The 21,453-nt window shown below is 74.2% G+C and carries 14 protein-coding genes; 4 read left to right on the top strand and 10 right to left on the bottom strand.

Annotation, left to right across the window (positions count from 1 at the left end):
- Positions 1–11 precede the first annotated feature (11 nt).
- Together STRBO_RS0103040 and STRBO_RS0103035 are read left to right on the top strand one after the other, a co-directional pair.
- Positions 12–791, top strand: coding sequence for a Clp protease N-terminal domain-containing protein (locus STRBO_RS0103040; RefSeq protein ID WP_005475861.1), 780 nt, complete (start codon positions 12–14; stop codon positions 789–791).
- Positions 792–859: 68 nt separating this feature from the next.
- Positions 860–2,566 carry a bifunctional 3'-5' exonuclease/DNA polymerase gene (locus STRBO_RS0103035; RefSeq protein ID WP_020113761.1) on the top strand — a complete coding sequence of 569 codons (1,707 nt, stop codon included), beginning with the start codon at positions 860–862 and terminating at the stop codon, positions 2,564–2,566.
- A 25-nt stretch (positions 2,567–2,591) separates the two neighbouring features.
- Here STRBO_RS0103035 and STRBO_RS0103030 read toward each other — a convergent pair whose 3' ends face one another.
- The 8 genes from STRBO_RS0103030 to STRBO_RS0102995 form a co-directional block, all read right to left on the bottom strand.
- Entirely contained in the window at positions 2,592–5,627 is a 3,036-nt protein-coding gene (locus STRBO_RS0103030; RefSeq protein WP_005475866.1) for an AfsR/SARP family transcriptional regulator, read from the bottom strand.
- A 316-nt stretch (positions 5,628–5,943) separates the two neighbouring features.
- On the bottom strand, positions 5,944–6,852 hold the full coding sequence (locus STRBO_RS0103025) for a glycosyltransferase family 2 protein (RefSeq protein WP_005475867.1): 909 nt from the start codon (positions 6,850–6,852) through the stop codon (positions 5,944–5,946).
- A 271-nt stretch (positions 6,853–7,123) separates the two neighbouring features.
- The gene (locus STRBO_RS0103020) at positions 7,124–8,572 is read right to left on the bottom strand and encodes a YyaL domain-containing protein (RefSeq protein ID WP_005475868.1); all 1,449 of its coding nucleotides are present in this window, start codon (positions 8,570–8,572) and stop codon (positions 7,124–7,126) included.
- 372 nt (positions 8,573–8,944) lie between these two features.
- Positions 8,945–10,195 carry an extracellular solute-binding protein gene (locus STRBO_RS0103015; protein ID WP_005475870.1) on the bottom strand — a complete coding sequence of 417 codons (1,251 nt, stop codon included), beginning with the start codon at positions 10,193–10,195 and terminating at the stop codon, positions 8,945–8,947.
- Entirely contained in the window at positions 10,192–11,289 is a 1,098-nt protein-coding gene (locus tag STRBO_RS0103010; protein ID WP_005475880.1) for a hypothetical protein, read from the bottom strand. Before STRBO_RS0103010 ends, STRBO_RS0103015 begins: the two co-directional genes overlap by 4 nt.
- Complete coding sequence (locus tag STRBO_RS0103005; protein ID WP_020113760.1) at positions 11,286–12,722, bottom strand: hypothetical protein; 1,437 nt, start codon at positions 12,720–12,722, stop codon at positions 11,286–11,288. The genes STRBO_RS0103010 and STRBO_RS0103005 overlap by 4 nt, the downstream gene beginning before the upstream one ends.
- Positions 12,723–12,768: 46 nt before the next feature.
- The gene (locus STRBO_RS0103000; RefSeq protein WP_005475884.1) at positions 12,769–15,072 is read right to left on the bottom strand and encodes a tetratricopeptide repeat protein; all 2,304 of its coding nucleotides are present in this window, start codon (positions 15,070–15,072) and stop codon (positions 12,769–12,771) included.
- A 299-nt stretch (positions 15,073–15,371) separates the two neighbouring features.
- Positions 15,372–16,709, bottom strand: a complete 1,338-nt coding sequence (locus tag STRBO_RS0102995) for a S1 family peptidase (protein WP_028796435.1) — start codon at positions 16,707–16,709, stop codon at positions 15,372–15,374.
- A gap of 92 nt (positions 16,710–16,801) precedes the next feature.
- Here STRBO_RS0102995 and STRBO_RS0102990 point away from each other — a divergent pair, with 92 nt between their 5' ends.
- Both STRBO_RS0102990 and STRBO_RS0102985 read left to right on the top strand, forming a co-directional pair.
- Positions 16,802–17,158, top strand: a complete 357-nt coding sequence (locus STRBO_RS0102990; RefSeq protein ID WP_005475888.1) for a trypco2 family protein — start codon at positions 16,802–16,804, stop codon at positions 17,156–17,158.
- A 309-nt stretch (positions 17,159–17,467) separates the two neighbouring features.
- The gene (locus STRBO_RS0102985; RefSeq protein WP_020113759.1) at positions 17,468–18,457 is read left to right on the top strand and encodes an MBL fold metallo-hydrolase; all 990 of its coding nucleotides are present in this window, start codon (positions 17,468–17,470) and stop codon (positions 18,455–18,457) included.
- A gap of 62 nt (positions 18,458–18,519) precedes the next feature.
- Here STRBO_RS0102985 and STRBO_RS0102980 read toward each other — a convergent pair whose 3' ends face one another.
- Positions 18,520–19,866, bottom strand: coding sequence for a UDP-glucose dehydrogenase family protein (locus STRBO_RS0102980; RefSeq protein WP_020113758.1), 1,347 nt, complete (start codon positions 19,864–19,866; stop codon positions 18,520–18,522).
- 158 nt (positions 19,867–20,024) lie between these two features.
- Positions 20,025–21,437: a right-handed parallel beta-helix repeat-containing protein gene (locus tag STRBO_RS0102975; protein WP_106438163.1), complete on the bottom strand. Its 1,413-nt coding sequence runs from the start codon at positions 21,435–21,437 to the stop codon at positions 20,025–20,027.
- Positions 21,438–21,453: the final 16 nt, after the last annotated feature.

The raw sequence follows: 21,453 nt of genomic DNA, 5'->3' as shown, positions 1-21,453 counted from the left end.
AGGGTTGACACATGACGACGAACCCGCGAGTCACCGCGTCCATCCGTCTCGACGAACTCATCGACGCCATCAAGAAGGTCCACCCGGAACCCCTCGACCAGCTCCAGGACGCGGTGATCGCCGCGGACCACCTCGGCGAGGTGGCCGACCACCTGATCGGCCACTTCGTGGACCAGGCCCGGCGTTCGGGCGCGTCCTGGACGGAGATCGGCAAGAGCATGGGAGTGACCCGGCAGGCCGCGCAGAAGCGGTTCGTGCCCAAGGCGGAGAACGACCTCGACGCCAGTCAGGGCTTCAGCCGCTTCACCCCGCGCGCCCGGAACGTGGTCGCCGCCGCGCACAACGAGGGCAAGGCCGCCGGTGCCGTCGAGGGGGTGCCGGCCCACCTCGTCCTCGGCCTTCTCGCGGAGCCGGAGGGGCTCGCCGCCAAGGCGCTCGTCGCCCAGGGCGCCTCCCCCGAGGCCGTACGGCAGGCCGCCACGGCCACCCTGCCGCCCGCCTCCCCCGAGGTGCCCGAACTCATCCCCTACGGCCCGGACGCCAAGAAGGTCCTCGAACTCACCTTCCGCGAGGCCCTCCGCCTCGGCCACAACTACATCGGCACGGAGCACATCCTGCTCGCCCTGCTGGAGTTCGAGAACGGCCAGGGCGTGCTGAGCGGCCTCGGCGTGACCAAGGAGGGCACGGAGGCGGACGTGGCCGAGGCACTGCGGTCCATCGTGCAGGGACAAGGGCAGGGACAGGGACAAGGGCAGGGCGAGGGCCCGGGTGAAGGTCGGGGGGACGCGTAGGGGTCGCCGACACCCGCCCCGCCCTCGCCTCGGCCCCATTGTCAGACCCCCCTGTCACACTCGCACCCATGACCGACCGGTGGGCGCTCGCTCCGGCCGAGGACGGTGGCGTGGAGGTCGCCCCCCTCGGGGCCGACGGGCTGCTCGCGGGCCCGGTGACACGGGAGTCCGACCTGGCGGGGGCCGTGCGGCGGCGGGCGGACGTCGGGCGGTGGGTGTGGCGGTCCACCGCCGAGATCTATCCCCGGCTGCTGGCCGCCGGCGTCCGCGTGGAGCGGTGTTACGACGTGGAGGACGCCGAGAGTCTGCTGCTGGGGCACGAGGGGCGGCTCGGGGAGCCCCGCTCCGCCGCCGCCGCGCTCGCCCGCCTCCGGCACGGCCCCGTCCCGCCGGATCCTCCCCCGCGCTCGGCCGATCCCGGCGCCCAGCCCTCCCTCTTCGAGCCCCGGCCGGTCCACGTCCCGCTCGCCGACCTCGTCGAGGTGTACGCGGACCAGCAGCGCCGGCACGACGCCACCGCGCACCCGGACCGGATGCGGCTGCTGACGGCCGCCGAGTCGGCCGGGATGCTCGTCGCGGCCGAGATGAACCGGGCGGGGCTGCCGTGGCGGGCCGACGTGCACCGGGAGGTGCTGCGCGAGCTGCTCGGCGAGCGGTACGCGGGCGGGGGCGAGCCACGCCGGCTCGCCGAACTCGCCGAGGAGGTGTCGCAGGCCTTCGGGCGGCGCGTGCGGCCCGATCTGCCCGCCGACGTCGTCAAGGCCTTCGCCCAGGCGGGACTGCGGGTGAAGTCCACCCGCCGCTGGGAGATCGAGAGCCTCGACCACCCGGCCGTGAAACCCCTCCTCGAATACAAGCGGCTCTACCGGATCTGGGTCGCCCACGGCTGGTCCTGGCTGCAGGACTGGGTCCGGGACGGGCGGTTCCGCCCCGAGTTCCTCGCACACGGCACCGTCACCGGGCGCTGGGTCACCAACGGCGGGGGCGCACTCCAGCTCCCGAAGGTGATCCGCCGCGCCTGTGTCGCCGACCCCGGCTGGCGGCTCGTCGTCGCCGACGCCGACCAGATGGAACCCCGGGTGCTGGCCGCCGTCTCCCGCGACCCCGGGCTCATGGAGGTCGCCGGGCGCCCCGGCGACCTCTACCAGGCGGTCTCCGACCGCGCCTTCTCCGGCGACCGCGCGCAGGCCAAGCTCGCCGTGCTGGGCGCCGTGTACGGGCAGACGTCCGGGGACGGCCTCAAGAACCTCGCCGCGCTCCGCCGCCGGTTCCCGCACGCGGTGCGGTACGTCGACGACGCGGCCCGCGCGGGCGAGGAGGGCCGCCTCGTACGGACCTGGCTCGGGCGTACGTGTCCGCCGGCGGCCGGCGCCTCCGACGCGGCGGCCGAGGAGGCGGGCATCCCCCAGGCCGACACCGACCTCGAATCCCCGGAACAGGGGCAGGAGGGCGGCGAGTGGGTGCCCGGGTACGCCTCCACCAACTCCCGCGCCCGGGGCCGGTTCGCCCGCAACTTCGTCGTCCAGGGCAGCGCCGCCGACTGGACCCTGCTCCTCCTCGCGGCACTCCGCCGCGCCCTCGACGGAATGGCCGCCGAGCTGGTCTTCTTCCAGCACGACGAGGTGATCGTGCACTGTCCGGCCGCCGAGGCGGACACCGTCGTGGCGGCGATCCGGGAGGCGTCGGAGCTGTCGGGGCGGCTGACGTTCGGGCGGACGCCGGTGCGGTTCCCGTTCACCACGGCGGTGGTGGAGTGCTACGCGGACGCGAAGTGAGGACGTGAAGCGCCGGCGGCGCCCCTCACCGGGCGCGGTCCTTCAGCAGTTCCCGCAGCTCCACCGCCACCGGCGAGTCCGTCCCGTCCAGGATCACCCGGGCCCGCTCCCACTCGCGGTACGCCTCCTCCACGCGCCCCCGCGCCCGCAGGAGCAGCCCGCGCTGGTGCCGGGCGAGGCCGACGGCGTACTGGTCGGCGCGGCGTTCGGCGAGGTCGAGGAGGAGGGCGCACTCGTGGGACGCGCGGTCCGGCCGGCCCAGCTCGCGCAGGGCCCGCACCAGACCGAGCCGGGACTTCGACTCGCCCTGCCAGTCCTCGTCGTCGCCGAGGATCCGCAGGCTCTGCTCGAAGTGCCGCACGGCGGCGGCCGGTTCGCCGAGCCGGAGGTGGGCGTAGCCGATGTTGCAGTGTGCGGTGTGCCGGACGACGAGGCTGTCGGCGATCTCGCCCAGCGCCAGGCTCCGTTCGTGGTGGGCGATGGCGGCCCGTGCGTCGGTGTGCTTGTAGAGGTTGCCGAGGTGGCTGAAGGTCACGGCCTCGCCGTACGGGTCGCCGAGCTGCCGGGACAGCTCCAGGCTCTGCCGCAGCGTCTCCTCGCTCTCCTCGTACCGGCCGAGGCTCTCCAGGACGAGCCCCCGGTTGTTCAGGCAGCGCCGTACGCACGACACGACCCCGAGCCGCCGCCACAGCCTGAGCCCCTCGTCGTTGAGGGCGAGCGCCTCCGAGGCCCGGCCGGACATGAAGTGCAGGCCCGCCCGGTCGGTCAGGGCGAACGCCTCGGCCTCGGCGTCCCCCAGCGAGCGCGCCGCGTTCAGGGCCAGCCGTCCGAGCACGTCCAGTTCGGCGAGCCGGCCGCCCCGGTGCAGATAGGGGAAGAGATGGCGGACGAGGCCGGGCACGAGTGCCGCCGCCGGTCCGCCGCCGCGTTCCACCAGGGCGACGATGTTGGGGAGTTCGCGGTCGCCCCAGGCGAAGGCCTCCTCGGCGGAGGCGAAGGGCGGTTCGGCGGGCTCCGGCTCGGCCGTGGACGCCGTCGTACGGAGGCGCTCGTCACGCTCGTAGCCGGGTGGAAGCAGCACCAGCAGGCTCTGACGGGCGCGCGCCGCGTACCAGCGCAGGGCCTGCCCGACGGCCTCGGTGGTGTCGGCCGTGCCGGCGAGTTCGCGGGCGAAGTGGCGTACGAGGTCGTGGGGGACGTACCGGCCGTAGCTCGTCTCGTCGAGGAGGGCCACGTCGACGAGACGGTCGAGGGCGGTCTCGGCGCGGAACTCGTCGGTGCCGGTGAGGCGGGCGAGGAGCGGTGCACCGTACGCGGGCAGGTCGAGGGCGCCGATGCGGCGCAGGGCGTGGGCGGCGTCGCGGTCGGCCTCGCGCTCGGAGGCGCGCAGGGCCTCGTGGGCGACGGCGAGGGAGCGGCGGACGCTCAGGTCGTCGTATTCGAGGTGGTGCAACCGGTCCTCGGTGGCGGTCAGTTGGCCGGCCAGGGCGTCCGGGGTGAGCGCGCGGCGGGCGGCGAGACGGGCCGCGACGACGCGGAGGGCGAGCGGGAGGCGGCCGGTGAGTGCGACGAGGGGGTGCGTGGCGTCCAGGCCCGCCGCCCGGCCGGAGGCGGCGCGCAGCAGGGCCGCGCTCTCGTCGTCCGACAGCGGGGCGAGCGGGAGGCGGTGGGCGCCGTCCAGGGCGGTGAGCGGGGAACGGCTCGTCACGATGACCGCGCAGCCGGCGCCGGCCGGGAGCAGGGGGCGCACCTGGGCGGCGTTCGCGGCGTCGTCCAGCACCAGCAGGGTGCGGGTGGGGGCGAGCGTCGAGCGGAGTGACGCGGCCGCGGCGTCCGGGTGTTCGGGGATACGGCGCGGGGCGGTGCCGAGGTCCCGGAGCAGGGCGGCGAGGGCCTGGGCGGGGGTGAGGGGGGTCATGCCCGGGGTGGCCCCGTGGAGGTTGATGTAGAGCTGGCCGTCGGGGAAGCGGTCGGCGAGTTCGTGGGCGAGGTGGAGGGCGAGGGCACTCTTGCCGACGCCGGCCATGCCGCTGATGACGACGGTCCCCGAGGCTTCGTACGGGCCCCTCCCCAGTGCCTGCCGCAGCTCCGCCAGCGCCCCCTCCCGGCCTGTGAAGTGCGCGGGCGGCGGCGGGAGTTGGGCCGGGCGGGGCGGGGCGTCGGCGGGGGCGTCCTCGGTCGGGGTCCCCGGCGGCTCCTCGGTGTGGTCGCGCAGGATCTCCACGTGGGCGTCGCGTACCGGGGGGCCCGGTTCCACGCCGAGTTCGTCCAGGAGGCGGGCCCGGAGGTCCCGGTGGACGGCCAGCGCCTCGGCCTGGCGGCCCGTGCGGTGCAGGACGAGCATGAGGAGGCGGTGGAAGGCCTCGCGCAGGGGGTGCTCGGCGACCAGGGCGGTGAGTTCGGGGGCGAGTGCGCCGAGCGCGTGCGCCCCGGTGGCGCCCTGGCCCGTCGTACGGGCCGCGAGGTGGAGTTCGGCCTCGTACCGTCGCTCCAGCAGCAACAGCCGGGCCTCCTGCAGGCGTTGGACGAAGGCCTGGGCGCGCGGTTCCTCGACCGGCAGTCCCCCGAGCGGTGTTCCGCGCCAGAGGGCGAGGGCGGCAGCGCATTCGCGTACCGTCCGGGCCCAGTCCCGCTCGGTGTGGGCGGCGCGGGCGGCGCGGGCGTGGGCCTCGAAGACACGGACGTCCAGCTCGCCGTCGTCGACCCGCAGCAGATAGCCCGGCGGGATCGCGCGCAGCCGCTCGGGATCGTCCAACAGCCGCCGCAGGCGCGTCACGTGGTTGTGCAGGGACGCCTGCGCGGAGGGGGGCGGCGCCGCGTCCCAGAGCACGTCCTTGAGGGTGTCGACGGAGACGATCCGCCCGGGTTCGAGCAGCAGCGCGACGAACAGGGCCCGCATCTTTGCGCTGCCGACGGACCGTACGCCGCCGTGTGCGGGGCCGGCGTCACCACCGGCCGGACCACCGGGGCGGCCGTCATCGGCGGGTACGGCGCCGCCGGTGGCCCCGGCCCCGTACAGGACCGGCGGACCGAGCAGTCCGAACCGCAGCCCGTCCCGCATAGAACCGCCGCTGCCTTTCCGCACCGTCGTTCCGGGTCCGCCCCGCGGCGACCCGCCGCCGCCTCCCGTACGGCTCCTCGTGGAACCGTTGGGCTCATGTTAGCGATCCGTTGGCGGGACCTGATGTGATCACTTCATCGGATCCGGCGGCGACGGCGCACGCGTAGACGCGTAGCTCGGGGGAGTGCCGCCGCCGCTGCCGGATCCGGGAACCGCACAAAGCGCTGTGCCCCGGTCGTCGGAGGTGAACGACCGGGGCATTCGTGTGTCGCGGGCCGGACCGGGCCGAACACGACGGCCGGGCGGGCCCGTTGTCCTAGAGGACCGGCGGTCGTCCCAGTCGCGTGAGATGCCAGACCGTCCGCCAGCTCATGGGCCGGCGTGCGCCGCCCGACTCGCGCCAGCCCTCCACGAAGCCGCCGAACCACGCCTTCAGGCCGCCCGCCGAGCGCGTCCGCAGCAGGGTGATGAGCACCCACACGCCCAGGTGGACGGGGATGAGCGGCAGCGGAAGGCGGCGGCGGGCGAGCCAGACGCGGTTGCGGGCGTTGACGCGGTAGTAGATGGCGTGCCGGGCGGGTGAGGTCTTCGGGTGCTGGAGCAGCAGCTCGGGGGCGTACAGCACGGTCCAGCCGGCGTCGAGCGCCCGCCAGGCCAGGTCGGTCTCCTCGTGCGCGAAGAAGAACTCGGCGGCCCAGTCGCCCGTCTCGCCGAGCATGGCCATGGACAGGGCGTGTCCGCCGCCGAGGAATCCGGTGACCGGGCCGCCGCGCATCGGGTCCTTGGCGCCGACCCTCGGGACGTGCCGCCGCTGGGTCTCGCCGTGCTCGTCGGCGATGCGGAAGCCGACGATGCCGAGGCGCGGGTCGGCGGTGTACAGGTCCCGTACGCGGCGCAGCACATCGGCGTCGACGAGCAGGCCGTCGTCGTCCAGCTCGACGACCACGTCGACGTCACCGAACTCCCGCAGCCGTTCCAGGGCCACGTTCCGCCCGCCGGGGCAGCCGAGGTTCTCGTCCACCTCGATGAGCGTGACCTCGCCGGGCAGGCCGAGCCGCTCGGCGAACTCGGGGAGGGGACAGCCGTTCCCGACGACGACGATCCGTGCGGGCGCGATGTCCTGCTTGGCCACGGAGGCGAGCAGCGCGTCCACCTCGGCGGGCCGATTGCCCATCGTCACCACGGCCACAGCGACCCGCGGCCCGGCCTCCACCACGACACCCACCCCATCCTGTCCACACCCACGGACGACCGACGGCCGACCGTCGACGGCCGACCACCGAGGGTCGACCACCGAGGGCCGGCCCCTGAAAGCCGACGACGGATCGCCGAAGGCCGCAGGCCGACCACCGAGGGCCGTCGGCCCCATGCCGTTTTCCACCGCATGTTTACGGCCGGGATGCTAGCCGTTCACGCAGGGGCCTTCGCGCCAACTCCGCGAAAAGGGGCGGCGACCGGCCGCCGCCCCCTTCCCCGACGCCGTCCGCGCGCGGGTGTCAGACCCCCAGCGGGTTCGCACGCGCCGCCGCCATCAGGTACCAGGCCGTGGCGCCCGTGTGCCGGTACGGGTAGTAGCCGAAGCCGAACCCCGTGTCGAGGGGGCTGCTGGCGGAGACGATGCCGGAGCGGGCCGGGAGGGCGCGGCCGCCGACGGTCTGGGCGGCGCCGAGGTGGTCCTGGGCGCTTTCGAGAGAGGCCAGGAGGCGCCGGGCGCGGGCCTCGTCACCGCGCGCGCCCCGGTCGCGCAGGGCGAGGGCCAGGTGGGCGGTGCCCTCGAACCAGACCCCGTTGCGGTTCGGCCGGGGCTGGAACTCGGCGATGGGCGCGTCCTCGTTCGCGAGGAGACTGGCGGAGCTGAAGGTGACGCCCTCGTACGACTGCCCCGCCGGCACGGTGCTGTTGCGGCGCTCGGCGTGGTCGAGGACGGCCAGTTCCCGGGCGGCCCAGTCGAGGGAGCGCGCGTACCGGCGGGAGTCGAGCGCGAGGTGGGTCCAGGTCTGGGTGTCCTCGGGGATCGGGGACTTGTTGACGCTCACCCCGTCGTTGGTGCCGGTGTAGAAGAACCCGCCCGTCGAGCCCCGGGACGGCTCCCACATCCGCCGCACGAAGGCCTCGGCCCGCGCGCGCCGCTCGCCCCACACCCGGTCGCCGGTGAGCCGGGCGAGGCGTCCGAACAGGCAGACCAGGTCGGTGTTGTGCTCGGTCGAGGTGAACGGCAGCTTCTCGTTCGCCCCGTTCACACCGAACTTGTACCCGCCGAGGGGCTCGTCGGTACGGCCGGTCCGCTCGATCCACTCCCCGATCCGCACCGCGGCGGCGAGGAACCGGCGCGCGCCGGTGCGCCGGGCCAGCGCGCTCAGCGCGATGCCCGCCCAGGCCATGTCCCCCACGGCCGTCCCCGTGAAGCCGAACTGGGTGCCGACGTTGGCCGTCCCGTCCGCCCGCACGAACCCGTCCGGCTGCGGTACGCCGTCGTAGTAGACGTACGGCCCGACGTTGTACGCCTGGCGCAGCCGGCCGTCGTCGTACGCCGGGTCGTGCTCCTGGGCGTAGATCAGCGCGTCCCCGAGCGCCACGGCCCTGGCCCGGCCGTCCGCCGTGCGCACGGCGAGGTGGGCGAGGATCGCGAGCGCGTTGTCGTACGTGAACGCCGTGCTGAACAGGCCCGCCTGGTCGGTGTAGCTCTGGGTCAGCCGGACGGCGCCGTGGTCGGGGTAGGCGTCCATGGCGGCGGCGAGGAAGGCCTGTCCGCGCCGGCGGGCCGAGGTCCCCGACGTCCGTGGTGCCGCGTGCGGCGCCGCTTGGGCCGGGCCCGAGCCGGCGGCGACGAGCGCCGCGGCGGCCCCGAGACCGGTGCCGAGGAGCGCCCGGCGGCCGAACGCCGGTGCCGGGTCTGGTCTGCCGGTCGCGCCGGTCATGCCGGTGCTGTCGATGCTGCCGGTCATGGGTCTCCCTTGGAAGTGCGAGCCTGAGGGCGCGCCCGGAGCCGCGTTCTGAGAGCGCTCTCAAGCGCGTGCGGGGTCATTCTGCTGGTGCTCTCGGGGCGGGTCAACGCCCTTGTCCGCCCCGTTGATTGAAGCGGGCGAGGTGGCGGGGGGAGCGGGCGGGGAGGGCGAGGCGCTGACCTGGCGGGCGGGCGGATGGTGAGGGCGGGCGGATGGTGAGGGCCGAACTCCGCCTGCGCGACCGCGCCCAGGCCGTGGCGGTGGCGGTGGCGGTGGCGGTGGCGTACGAGACGGGCCTGATCGTGCCGGGCACGGCGGCGGGGCCGCCGGCCGCTCCGGAGGGACAGCCGCGTCCCGCTGCCGCCTGTCCGACTACCTACTGCACACCCTCCGCAGAGCCGGTCGCCGGTCGGTGCGGCTGTCCGCCACCTTCTGTACGTCTCTCAACAGGCCCGGTACGTCGATGTTCTCGTCGGCCGCCGCGCGGGCGATGGTCAGGAGGACGGCCTCGTAGAAGGCGTCGCGGACGGCCGGGGGCATGACGTCGGAGGCGTCGAGGCAGCGGGGGCCCGGACCGGTGAGACGGTCGGCGATCTGCCGCTCGACAGGACGGTCGCGCTGCCGCACCCGGCGGTTGGCCGAGAAGACGTCCGCGGAGTCGGCCCATTCCTGCTGGCCCTCCCGCGAGGCCAGCCGTTCGATCAGGTCCCGGGCCTCGGGGCGGTCGCTGAACAGCGCGGCGAAGTCACCGGTCACCTCGTGGGCCCGGACCCGGTAGCCGCCACCGGGCAGCAGGGGGGCGGAATCCATCAGACCCGCCCGGCGCCGCTCGTCCCGGTAGAAGGAGCGGGCGAAGGAGCCCTGGTGCTCCAGCGCGCACCCCTTCGGGCCGTCGAAGAGCAGGCCGTACCCGTCGGGTTCGCCCCGGTGGTCGGTGAGCAGGGCCCGCTTGGCCGCCTTCTCGTCCTGCCGGAGCAGCCCGGCCCACGCGTCCCACGCCCCCCGCACCTCCCTTCCGGTCCAGCGCACGGTGCGGTCGCCGAGCGCCCACCTGCCGTAGACGTCCGGGCCCTCACGTTGCAGCACGAGGTCCTCGATCCAGTCGCTGCCGGGCCAGCCGGACGCCCCGTCGTCCCCCATCCCGATGCACCAACTGGTCAGCGGGGCGGGCGAAACGGCCGGGCGCTCGCCCTCGCGGTACCAGACGATGCTCTTGAGGTCCGCCTTGACCGGCACCCAGTACGCGTCCTGCGAGGGCTTGTTCACCGGCTGCCACGGGGCCCCGTACTCCTCCTCCGCGTAGAGGCCGGTCAACGGCTTGAGGCGGTCCTGGGCGGCGTACTCGGCGAGTTCGCCGACGCCCGGCATGATCGCGATGTCGGGGGGCTCCCCCGACTGCACCTTGGACAGCAGCACCTCGCGCTGGGCGGCGGTGCCCTGGTACTCGAAGCGGATGCCGAAGCCCCGCAGCAGGTCCTCGAACTGCTCGCCCTGCTCGCCGGTCCACGGCCCCAGGACGGTGACCGGCTCGTCCTCCCGCTGCGACCAGACCGCCACCATGCTGCCGGCGGAGACCAGCAGCAGCGCCACCAGCAGCACCAGCACCTTGAACCGCCGGGTCACCGTCGCCTCCAGTAGTCGCTGTCGAGCCGGAGTCCGAGTCCCACCACGGGCAGGACGACGAGCAGCAGCCCGCCGGTCAGGGTGCCCTGGTGGACGCGCTCGGTCCAGGTGTCGTCGGCCAGGACGTCCCGGACGTCCTCGGACCGCTCCGCGACGGTCTGTTGGTACCCCTCCAACCTCTCTCCCTGGTCCTGCTGCCGGGAGACCTCGGTGATCTCCCGCAGGCTCCCGGCCACACGGTCGAGGTCGGCCTGCGCGGAGGACATCGTCAGCAGCGGCACGATCCCGAGCAGCACGGTCAGGGCGAAGGCCGCGAGCAGGTACGGGTTCCAGTCGCGGCCGCAGCGGTCGCGCAGCACGAACAGCGCGGACAGCAGGGCCAGCGCCAGTGCCAGCAGGGCGAGTTCGGCGAGCCACCAGCCGCTGCGCTGCAGCCACCCCTCGGTGGCGGTGACCTCGGCGTGCCGCGTCTGGATCCGCTGGATCGCGTCGAGGCGGGGTACGAGTCCCACGCCCTGCCGGACGAGCAGCGAGTGCGCCTCGGCGAGCTTCTGTTCACTCATGAGGGGCTGGTCGCGGTACATGGCCGTACCGAGGTTGAGGGAGTTGCCGTAGGTGGCGAGCAGACCGTTGACGGTACCGAGATCCTGGTCCGTGCGGTCCGCGATCCGGGACAGTCCCTGGTCGGCGGCGGAGAGCTGGGTCCGGTAGGCCTCGCCCGTCCCCGCGATGTCGGCGAGCTTGGAGTCGACCAGCTGCCGGGCCTCGTGGTCCGCGCGCAGGACCGCGAGCCGGGTGGCGGCGAGCCCCTGCACCGCCGGCGCCTCCCCGCCGGCGAGCGCCTGCGCGCCGCCCTGGACCTGCCGGCAGGACACGAACAGGGCGCCGGCCGCCACGAGCGCGCACACCGTCAGGACCAGCAGATGCGCCTCCAGCAGCCAGCGCGTGCGCCGCCCGCGCAACCGCGCGCGCCAGAAGGCGCCGAGGGAGTACGGCGCGAAGCGCAAGCGTGGGGTGTACGAGGAACGCGGGGCGTACGAGGACCGTGAGGCGTACGAGGAACGTGAGGGGTGGCGGGGGTGTCCGGTGGTCACAGCAGCTCCTGCCCGCAGACGATGCAGTGGCGGGCCTCGGCCCCGGCCCGGGTGGCACACCGGACGCAGCGCGGGCCCGGCAGTGGACCGGCGGTGGGGGTCACGGGCACGGGACGGGATCCGGCGCGCAGGATCATCGGCCCGAGCGTGTCGGCGTCGACGGCGTGCCGCAGCCGGACCAGGCCCGCGGGCGCGTCCTCGATGTCGGCGACCGCGCGGATCTCGTCCAGCACCCAGTCCGTGCCCAACCGGTCCGCCAGCCGCGCCGCCCGCCCCAGATGCCCCTCGGCGGCCTTCCGTCGCTCCTCCCCGAGGGCGACGAGCCCCCGGCGCAGGGCCTCCCGCATCACGGTGGTCGACTTCTGGTCGCGCACACCGGCGGCGCCCGCGGGCAGGTCGGGCGGCGGAAGTTCGGGGCGGTGCCAGCGGGCGGTGACGGCCGCGTGGACGTCGCCGACGGAGACCATGGCGAACTGCAGATACGTCTCCAGCGGGTCGTTGTCGGCGTCGGCGACGAGGGTGAGGAGGTAGTCGCGGCCGCCCTCCTCCCACTGGTACGTCGGAAAGCTCCACCGGTGCGGCAGGCCGGGCTGGGGCAGCCCGCCGAGGCGGTGCGGCCGGGGTGCCTTCTCGTTCAGCGCGACCTGGCGCACCGTGGGCCGTACGGTCACCTCGATCGGCAGCTGGGGGGCGTGCACCCGACGCAGCCGCCGGATCGCGGCGGTGATCGCCGTGCCGAGGCCGTCGTCCACGAACTCGGCGGTGCCGTGCAGCCGTTCGGCCAGCGTCAGCAGCGGTTCGGGGGACCAGTCCACACCCACGGCGAGGACGTCGCAGGTGAAGTGGCCCGCGCAGGCGTCGAGTTCCTCCTCCAGCCGGCTCTCGCCGGGGGCGCTGCTGCCGTCGGTGATCAGCAGCAGATGGCGTACGGACAGGGGACGGGCGGCGAGCAGGGCGCGTGCTCGGGCCGCCCAGACCGCGTATCCGGCGGGGCGCGGGCCGTCCCGGTGCAGCGGGATCGCGCCCGCGGCGAACGCGGCCCGGCGTTTGTCGCTGTCGTCGGCGACGGCCCACTCGGCGTCACCCCCGGGATGGCACCGGACGGGCTCGGGGCCGGCGCCGAGCACGGTGAAGGAGATGTCGTCGGGCAGGGCGCGCAGCGCGGCCGGCAGGGCGTGCCGGACGGCCGCCCGGAGCGGCTCGGCCACGTCGACCGCGATGATCACGGCGAGTTCGATCGCGGGCAGCTCGGTGGGCGCGCCGCCGGCGCTCACGTCGACCCGCAGATGCGCCTCGATCTTCGCGCTGCGGTGCGGTCGCAGATCACCGCCGAGGTCGACCCGCAACCGGATGTCCGGCTGCGCCGGCCGGGCCCCACCGCCCGCCGGTCCGTTCAGGTGCCGGCCCGCGCGCCGGCCCGGATGCCTGCTCATGTCGTGCGTCACCGTTCCTTCCCCGTTCGCCGATACCCGCCGGTACTCACACCACCGTCTGTGGCCGGACCGCCTGCAGAAGGTCCACGAGATGTTCGTGGGTGGCGGCCGATCCGGCGTACCGGGCGGCCAGTTGGCGGTAGTGGGACTCGATCCGTTCACGCAGCCGGCGCTCCTGCGCGCTCAGCCGCCGCAGGGCCGTGGGGTCGAGCCGGCCGCCGCCCCGGGGGCCGGGGCGGTCGGCGCGGCTGTAGAGGGCGTCCAGTTGCCACTCGTGCAGTTCGGTGCTCAGGCGCAGTGCCTCGTCCTCGGACAGGCCCGGCACGCCGGCCCCGGGCTCCCGGCGTACGAGGTCGCGCAGTTCGGCCAGCGCCGCGTCGACCTCGCTGGGCTCGGGCAGCGGCGCGGTGTCCCGGGGCAGCCGGGCCGCGCGGATCCGTAAGGAGGCGATCCGGGTGACGGTGTGGTCCAGGGTGCCGGGGCGGACCCGGCCGAGGACGTCGAGTGCGGCCCGCCGGTCACCCGCGCGCAGGGCGAGCCGGGCGAGGCCCAGGGCGGCGCCGCCGTGCGCGGGGTTGCGGGCGAACACGGCCTCGTACAGCTCCTTGGCGGTGGGCCCGGCCGTGTCGTCGCCGAGCCGTTCGCCGCAGTAGGCGAGGGCCAGCTTGGGGGCGTACTCGCCGGGCAGTTCGAGGCGGACCTTCGTGAAGTGGCGCTTGGCTGCGGCGATCTGCCGCGGGTCGCCGTCGAGGTCGGCGCGGCGCAGCGCGACCAGGGCGCGGTGCCACTCCAGCCGCCACCGGCGCACGGCGGACGGGCCCGGCAGGGAGTCGGCGGTGTCGAGTTCCTCCTGGGCACGCTCCAGGTCGTTCCGCGAGTTGCGGCCCAGCAGGACCCGCACGTTGTGCAGGCGGATCTCCACCGAGGGCGGCTTGCCGTCCTCCTGGTCGAGGAGGCGGCCCGGGTCGTAGCCGCTGCTCACCTCGAACCGGGTGGTCTGCGGGTCGCCCGGGTAGCGCCTGGGCACCGGCAGCCGGCGGGCGATCTCGGTGGGGGTGGGCGCGCCGAGGTCGAGGGCGGGGGCGAGCGGCGGGTCGTAGCGGTCGCGCCGGGGGCGTTCCAGCCAGTGTTCGATGCCGGGGACGGTGCCGAGCCGGGCGCCGAGCAGCTGCGGGGACGGCCAGAAGTAGTCGGAGGGTTCGGGCGGGTCGCTCTTGCCGCGCAGGGCGCGGATCTCCCGCAGGGCGCCGCGCAGTTGGCCCGTCATCTCCCGGGCGTCGGCGAAGCGCAGGCCGGGGTCGGCGCGGGTGGCGCGGTCGACGACGCCCCAGAACGAGGCGGTGCCGAGGCCGGGCACTTCGTCGACGGCCCAGCCGGCGAGTTCCCGCAGGGTGACGCCGACCGTGTGCAGGTCGTGGGCGGTGGTGGGCATGGGCGCGGACGCCGTCTCGGGCGCCATGTAGTCGGGCGTGACATGGGCGGGCGGCTGGCTCTGGCCCTGTTCCCGCATCCCGCCGAGGTCGATGACCTTGACACCGTCCCCGTGGTGCACGACGTTCGAGGGCTTCATGTCCCCGTAGACGAAGACCCGTTCGCCCCCGGCGTGCAGATGGACGAAGGCTTCGAGGATCTGGCAGCCGTACGCGGCGACGTGCTCGATGTCGAGGACGGACTCCCCGCGCCGGGTCTCCTTGACGACCTTCTCCAGGGTGCCGTCACCGACGTCGTCCATGACGATGTGGCCGCCGGTGACCTGCCCGGTGTCGTCGCGCCGGGCGACGAAGTCGCGGATCTGGACGATACGGGGGTGGCGGATGGCGACGAGGTTGCGGCGTTCGACGTCGGCGAGCCGGGCCCCGTCCTGCTCGTAGCGGTTGAGCATGCCCTTGACGGCGACCACGTCCCCGAGATGGGTGTCCTCGGCGAGATAGACCCAGCCCTGGCCGCCGTGCGCGATGGGCCCCATGATGCGGTACTGGTCACGCAGCACGTCCCCTTCGGCGAGTTCGGGCCGGTACGAGTAGGGCACGCCGCAGGCCGGGCAGTACCCCTCGACCGGCACCCGGCCCACGGTGTAGGGCGGCGCGAAGGTGATGCCGCACTCGGGGGACGAGCAGCCCATCCGGACCCGGAGCGGTGCCTCGGGGTGGATGAGGCGTTCCTGCGCCGGGCGCGGCGCCCGCTCGGGCAGCGCGAGCAGCTCGGCGGGGCCGAACTCGCGCGGGTCCTCGGGCAGGGCGGGCAGCCGTGGGCCGTCCTGCGCCCGCCCGCACACGGCGCAGTACCCGGTGGGCAGCACGGTCCCGCCGCAGGGGGCGCCGGTGAAGCGGCGGTGCGGACAGGGCGTCACACGCTCACCGCCGTCCGGCGTCGGGGCGGATGGGGCGGGTGGGGTTGGTGAGGGTGGTGGGGTTGGCGGGGTTGGTGGGGTGGTCGAGGTGGGGGACGCGGACGGGACGGGCGGCGCGGACGGGACGGGCGGCGGGGACGGCGGAGCGGAACCCGTACCGGGGCCGGAAGCGGGCCCCGTACTACCCGCCCCCTGCTCAAGCTCTGTGCCCGCCCCCGGATCGGGCTCTGTGCCCGCCACCGGCTCAAGCCCTGTGCCTTCCCCCGGCTCGGGCCTCCTGCCCGCCCCCGTCCCGGGCCTCATGTCGCGTCCCCGGAGCGCCGCAGGTCCGCACGCAGGGTTCTGATCAGTTCGCGCAGCCGGGCGAGCCGCCACTGCGGGTCCTGGCCCGTGGTCTCGTCGATCAGGCGGCGCTCGGCCCGGCGCCGGTCGGCCGTCTCGGTCATCGAGCCGAGGGAGGCGCTGTCGACGACACCGTGCCGGACCGCGCGGCTGAACTCCGCCCCCTCCAGCCGCGTGAGGAGCGTGTCGGCGTGGGTGAGGAGCGCGGGGGCGAGGAGCCGGTCGCGGGCGGCGGTCCAGCCGGTGCCGCCCTCGTGCCGGAAGACCAGCAGCAGCCGGAAGCCGAACGACCGTAATCGGACGAGGAGTTCGATCAGCGGCCCCGGTTCCGGCTCCTCGTCGAGGCCGTCGACGAGGACGGTGACCGGGCCGCCGGGCACCGGGGCGGCCGTCCGCGCGGGCCGGGACCGGGTGCCGAGCAGCCAGTCCCAGTACGCCAGGTACTGGCCGGGCGGGAACGCGATGTGGCCCAGAGCGTGATCGGCGAGGTCCGGTCTGCCGGACACACCGCCGCGGTGGACGAGGGAGGCCCGGTGCGCCAGATGCCCCAGGGAACGTTCCTTGCCGCTGCCCGTGGGCACCACGGTGATCTTCACCGGCTCCTCGTCGGGGTCGTCGAACCAGCGGGCCAGCCGCTCCTCGAAGTCGTGGTCCCAGGCGTGCGGGCCGCTCAACTCCTTGATCACGGGCGAGAGTTGCGCGATGCGCTCGACGGGGATCAGGTACGAGAAGGCGAGCCGGTTGTTCTCGGGCAGCAACTCCCCCATGTCACCCCGCCAGCTGACGATCAGTCCGACCACGCGCACGGGGCGCCCCTCGCCGGGCCGGGTGCACACGGCGGCGCCGCTGAAACCCTTGCGCACCACCTCGGCCTTGGTGACGGCGTCCAGTTGCACCCGCTCACCGCTGACCCCGCCGATCCGGCCCCACAGGGACATGCCGTCGTCGAAGCCCTCCGCATAGCCGGTGGCGGACACGTCCGCCCCGCCCCACAGCGCGGGCTCCAGCCGGGCGGGTCGCGCCCGGGGCCGCGGGCTGTCCAGCCGGAGCACGGCGACGTCCTCACCGCCCCCGGGGGCGTCGGGCAGCCAGCCACCTGGCGCGACGCGCGCGGACACCGGTTCGAGGTCAGTGTTCTCGGCGAACTCCAGCCACAGCACGGCGTCCGGATCGCGCACCACGTGTGCGCAGGTCAGCGCCGTCCGCTGATCGACGAGCACGCCGGCGCCGCAGATGGGTCCGTGCGCTCCCCCGCGCCGCAGCCTGAGCCTCCAGTCCGCACGCAATTCCCCCATGCCGCCTCACACTACGCGCGAGGCATGGTGCGTCCCTAGACTCTGTAACCAACTCGGATCGGCCGATCAGGTGAAGACGACGGGATGTTGACATGGGCGAACCCGAACCGGTCGGTCTCGCGGAGGCCATCGGCACCGTCCGCGCGGAGCTGGCCAGGGCACAGGCCGAAGGCGCGGCGAGCGACTGGCGGTTCAGTGTGGAGCAGGTCAGCCTGGAGTTCTCGGTCCAGTTCCACCGGGGCGGCGAGGGCGGCGCGGGCCTGCGTCTCGGCGTGGTCGAGGCCCGCCTCGGCGGCTCGGTGAGCCATGACTCCACCCACCGCATCCAGGTCGACCTCAAGCCCCTCCCCGGCCCCGGCGGCCACCACCACGAGGTGGGCCGCGACGAGCCCGGCACCCGCGAGCACCCGGGCCCGGGGCCGTCCGACGGCTCCCTCTCCCGCGACTGACCCGCCCGGCGCGCCGGGCCCCGGCCCCGCCCGGTGGGTGCGCCGTCACAGATGGCATCGCCATAGTGCCGTTCAGCCGACCACACCGCGTTCACCAGGGCCGGCGGCACCGCGGCGGAGGTCGCTTCACCGACGGCGCAGGACACCCCGCGAATACGTCCGTTCCCTCGCCCCCTCATCGCACGGCTGCTGGTACGCCTGAGCGATGCGCACGGAAAATGCCGCAACCGGTGCGGCGACGCCCCGTACGATCGGCCAAATCCCGTGCACACGCGGGTCGGTGACGACGAGGCCAGGGAGCGAACCGGCATGACCCACCCACCTGACCTCCGCCCCGCCCACCCCCAACGCCTCGACCAGGGCCACCCGTTCCGCCAGTGGAAGACATGGCGCGTCCCCGGGACCGGCCTGACCCTCACCGGTTACTCCCGCGCGAACGACAAGACCTTCTTCCACCTCCCCGAGCTGCGCTGCTCCCTCGACGCCGGGCTGGCCGAGGGCCGGCAGGTGGAGACGGTGCTGCTGACCCACACCCACCTCGACCACTCCAAGGACCTCGACTACCTGGCCGCCAGGGACGCGGGGGTGGACATCTACCTCCCGGCCGCCGCCGAACCGTACGCGGCGGCCTATCTGCGTGCTTCGAGCGAGTTGAACCACGGGGCCGGCTTCGATCCGTCCCGCGCCCCTGCGTGCCGTCTGCACGGCGTGCGCGCGGGCGCGGAGTTCTCCGTGGGCCGCCGCGGGGAGTACGCGGTCCGGGTCGTCGAGTGCCTGCACAAGGTGCCGTGCGTGGGCTACTGCTTCGCGGAGAAGAAGACGGTCCTGAAGCCGGAGTACGAGGAACTGAAGGCGTCGATGGTCGCGGCCGGACGGGCCGCCGAGTTCGGCCGGATCATCGCCGAGCGGCGCAAGGAGGGCCCCGGCACGGTCGACGAGGAGATCCGCCGCCCCGCCTTCGCCTTCCTCGGCGACACCCACGCCGACGTGTTCGCACGCAACCCCTGGCTGTTCGACTACCCGGTCATCATCACCGAGTGCACCTATCTCGACGACGGACAGCTCACCCGGGCCCGGCAGGTCGGGCACACCGTGTGGAGCGAGCTGCGTCCGGTGGTCGAGGCGCACCCGGAGACCCTGTTCGTGCTGACCCACTTCAGCCTGCGCCATTGCGACCAGGAGGTCATCGAGTTCTTCCGGCGCGAACGGGAGGGCGGCGCGGCCGGGTATCTCGACAACGTCGTGCTGTGGGTGCACCCCGAGAGCCGCCTGCCCGAGCAGCACCAGAAGCAGGGGTGACGGCCCGGCCGGCGGCCACGGATGTGGCCGCCGGCCGGAGAGATGGCCGCCGGCACCGGAGGTCAGGGCCTGCCGAGTGCCCGGTAGTCCCACCCCGCGGCCCGCCACTGCGCCGGGTCGAGGGCGTGCCGTCCGTCGACGATCCGGCGCCGGGACACGACCGCACCCAGGGCCTCCGGGTCGATCTCCCGGAACTCCGCCCACTCCGTGAGCAGGACGACCACATCGGCCCCGGTGGCCGCCGTGAGCACGTCCGTGCCGTAGTGCAGGTCCGGGTAGGCGCGGCGGGCGTTCTCCAGGGCCGCCGGGTCGATGACGGTCACCTGGGCGCCCGCCTGGTGCAGGGTCCTCGCCACGTCCAGGGCGGGGGCGTCGCGGATGTCGTCGGAGTTGGGCTTGAACGCCGCACCGAGCGCGGTCACCTTGGCTCCGGCCAGCTCCCCGCCGGCCAGCTCGCGGACCAGGTCCACCGTGCGGGCCCGGCGGCGCTGGTTGATGGCGTCGACCTCGCGCAGGAACGAGACGGCCTGACCGACGCCCAGCTCCTCGGCACGGTGGCTGAAGGCCCGGATGTCCTTGGGCAGGCAGCCGCCGCCGAAGCCGAGGCCCGGCTTGAGGAACCGGCCGCCGATCCGGTCGTCGTAGGCCAGCGCCTCCGCGAGACCCGTCACGTCGGCGCCGGTCGCCTCGCAGACCTCCGCCATGGCGTTGATGTACGAGATCTTGGTGGCGAGGAAGGAGTTGGCGGCGACCTTGACCAGTTCGGCGGTGGGCAGGTCGGTGACGACCACGGGGGTGCCCTGGGCGATCACCGGGGCGAACGCGGCACGCAGTTGCTCCTCGGCCCAGGCCGACTCGGTGCCGAAGACCAGCCGGTCGGGCCGCATGGTGTCGTCGACGGCGTAGCCCTCGCGCAGGAACTCCGGGTTCCAGGCGAGTTCGACGTCCGCTCCGGCCGGGGCCGTCCGCCGGACGATCTCCGTGAGCCGGGCGGCGGTGCCCACCGGGACCGTGGACTTGCCGACCACCAGGGTGCGCTGGCGCAGGTGCCGGGCCAGTTCCTCGACCGCGCTGTCGACATAGGTCAGGTCCGCCGCGTACGAGTCCCGCTGCTGGGGCGTGCCCACGCAGACGAAGTGGACGTCGCCGAACTCGCCGGCCTCGGCGAAGCTCGTGGTGAACCGCAGCCGGCCGCTGTCGAGGGCCTTGGCGAGCAGTTCGGGCAGTCCGGGCTCGAAGAACGGCACCTCGCCCGAGTTCAGCCGCTCGATCTTGACGGGGTCCACGTCCACGCCGAGCACGTCGAAGCCCAGGACGGCCATGCAGATGGCGTGGGTGGCGCCGAGGTAGCCGGTGCCTATGACGGTGAGGCGGGGCGCGGTTCTGTCGGTGTCGTCCGACCAGGTCATGGTGGTCTCCAGAGGTGTTGCGGGGCGGATCGGCCCGCCGCACGAGCCGGTGTGGGTGACGGCCCGCGGCAGCGACGGCGCGGGGACGGCGGCGGGCTGGGGAGGAGCGAAGGGCACGGGAGAGGCGGAGGAGGCACGGGAGAGGCGGAGGAGCGCGGTCAGGAGGAACAGTCGACGTTGGCGAGCCCCTCGGCCGCGTCCTTCGCCTTGTTGTCGCAGGTGACCTTGTTGCCGTCGGACGTGAGGTGGAAGCCGTAACCGGGCCCGTCCACGTTCGCGGTGTTGTCCTTGAAGATGTTGCCGGTGCCCCAGCCGTTGACGAGCTTGTGGGTCTGGAAGCCGTCCTCCGGGGAGTTGCTGCCGGTGTTGCCCTGCAGCAGCCAGCCGTTGCCCTTCACATCGACCCAGGAGTCGTTGTTGTGGGAGCCGCTCAGCTTCGATCCGTCGAAGGTGTTGTCGATGACCTTGCCGTCGCTGGTGCCTTCCTTGATGTCGATGGACTCGGCGGTCGTGTCCCGGATGTCGTTGCCGAGCACCACGTTGCGGTCGCTGGCGTCCGTCTTGCAGTCGCTGACGGTGCACCAGTTGGACTTGGCCGTGCCGATGTAGACACCCTCGCCGTACTTCTCGCGGCGCAGGCCGGTGTCGCGGATGGTGTTGTCCCGGACCATGTTGTCCGAGCTGAAGTTGCGCAGGTGGATGGCCTCGTCGCCGATCTGTTCGACGGTGAGGCCCTGGATGACGGTGCCCACCACGCCGTCCGCCATCACACCCTTCTGGGCGTTGCGGACGGTGAAGCCCACCAGCCGCCAGTTGCTGACCCGGTCCAGGTGGAAGGCGTACCCGTCGTCCGTGTCACCGCCGTCCACGACCGCTCCGGCGCTGCCGCACAGGAAGATCGGCTTCTCGGCGGTGCCGGAGGCCTCGGCGGTGAAGTTGCCCGCGTAGACGCCGTTGGCCAGGGCGATGCTGTCGCCCGGCCGCGCCTGGGCGAGGGCCTGTTCGAGCGTGGTGGCGTCGCTCACCTTGACGGAGGCGGGCGGGCAGGTCACCGCGGCGTCCGGCACCGAGCCGCTGGTGGCGTGTTCGGTCGGGGCCGCCTCGGGGGCGGCCGTGCGGGTCGGCAGGACGGACGGCTCGTCCGGGGTCGGTGAGACCACGGACTCCCTGGGCCCGGCGGTGGTCGCCCCGGCCGTGACCTCGGCGGGCTCCGATCCGCCGTCCCGCGTCACCGCCACGACGAGCGCCGCCAGGGCGAGCAGGAACGCGCCCCCCGCCAGCCAGAGAGCCGGCTGCCGGGCGGAACCGCGCTCGGGGGCGGGCGGTTCGCTCGCCGTGAGCGGCTGGACGGACGTGTGCGGCGCGTCCGGCATGGGCGGCCCGGTGGGCGCGGGCGCCTCGCTCGGCCTGGGCGGCACGCCCGGTATGGGCGGCTCGCCGGGCACGGACGCCTCACCCGGCCTCGGCGGCTCGCCCGGCATGGGCGGTTCACTGGGCGTGGGCGGCTCGCCGGGCGTGCTCGCTTCGCCGGGTGTGCTCGGTTCGTTCGGCGTGGGCGGTTCGGAAGACATGAACGGCAACTCCGAT

This window comes from Streptomyces bottropensis ATCC 25435, from assembly GCF_000383595.1.
GTDB classification, from domain to species: Bacteria; Actinomycetota; Actinomycetes; order Streptomycetales; family Streptomycetaceae; genus Streptomyces; species Streptomyces bottropensis.
This window is presented reverse-complemented; position numbering and strand designations above follow the sequence as displayed.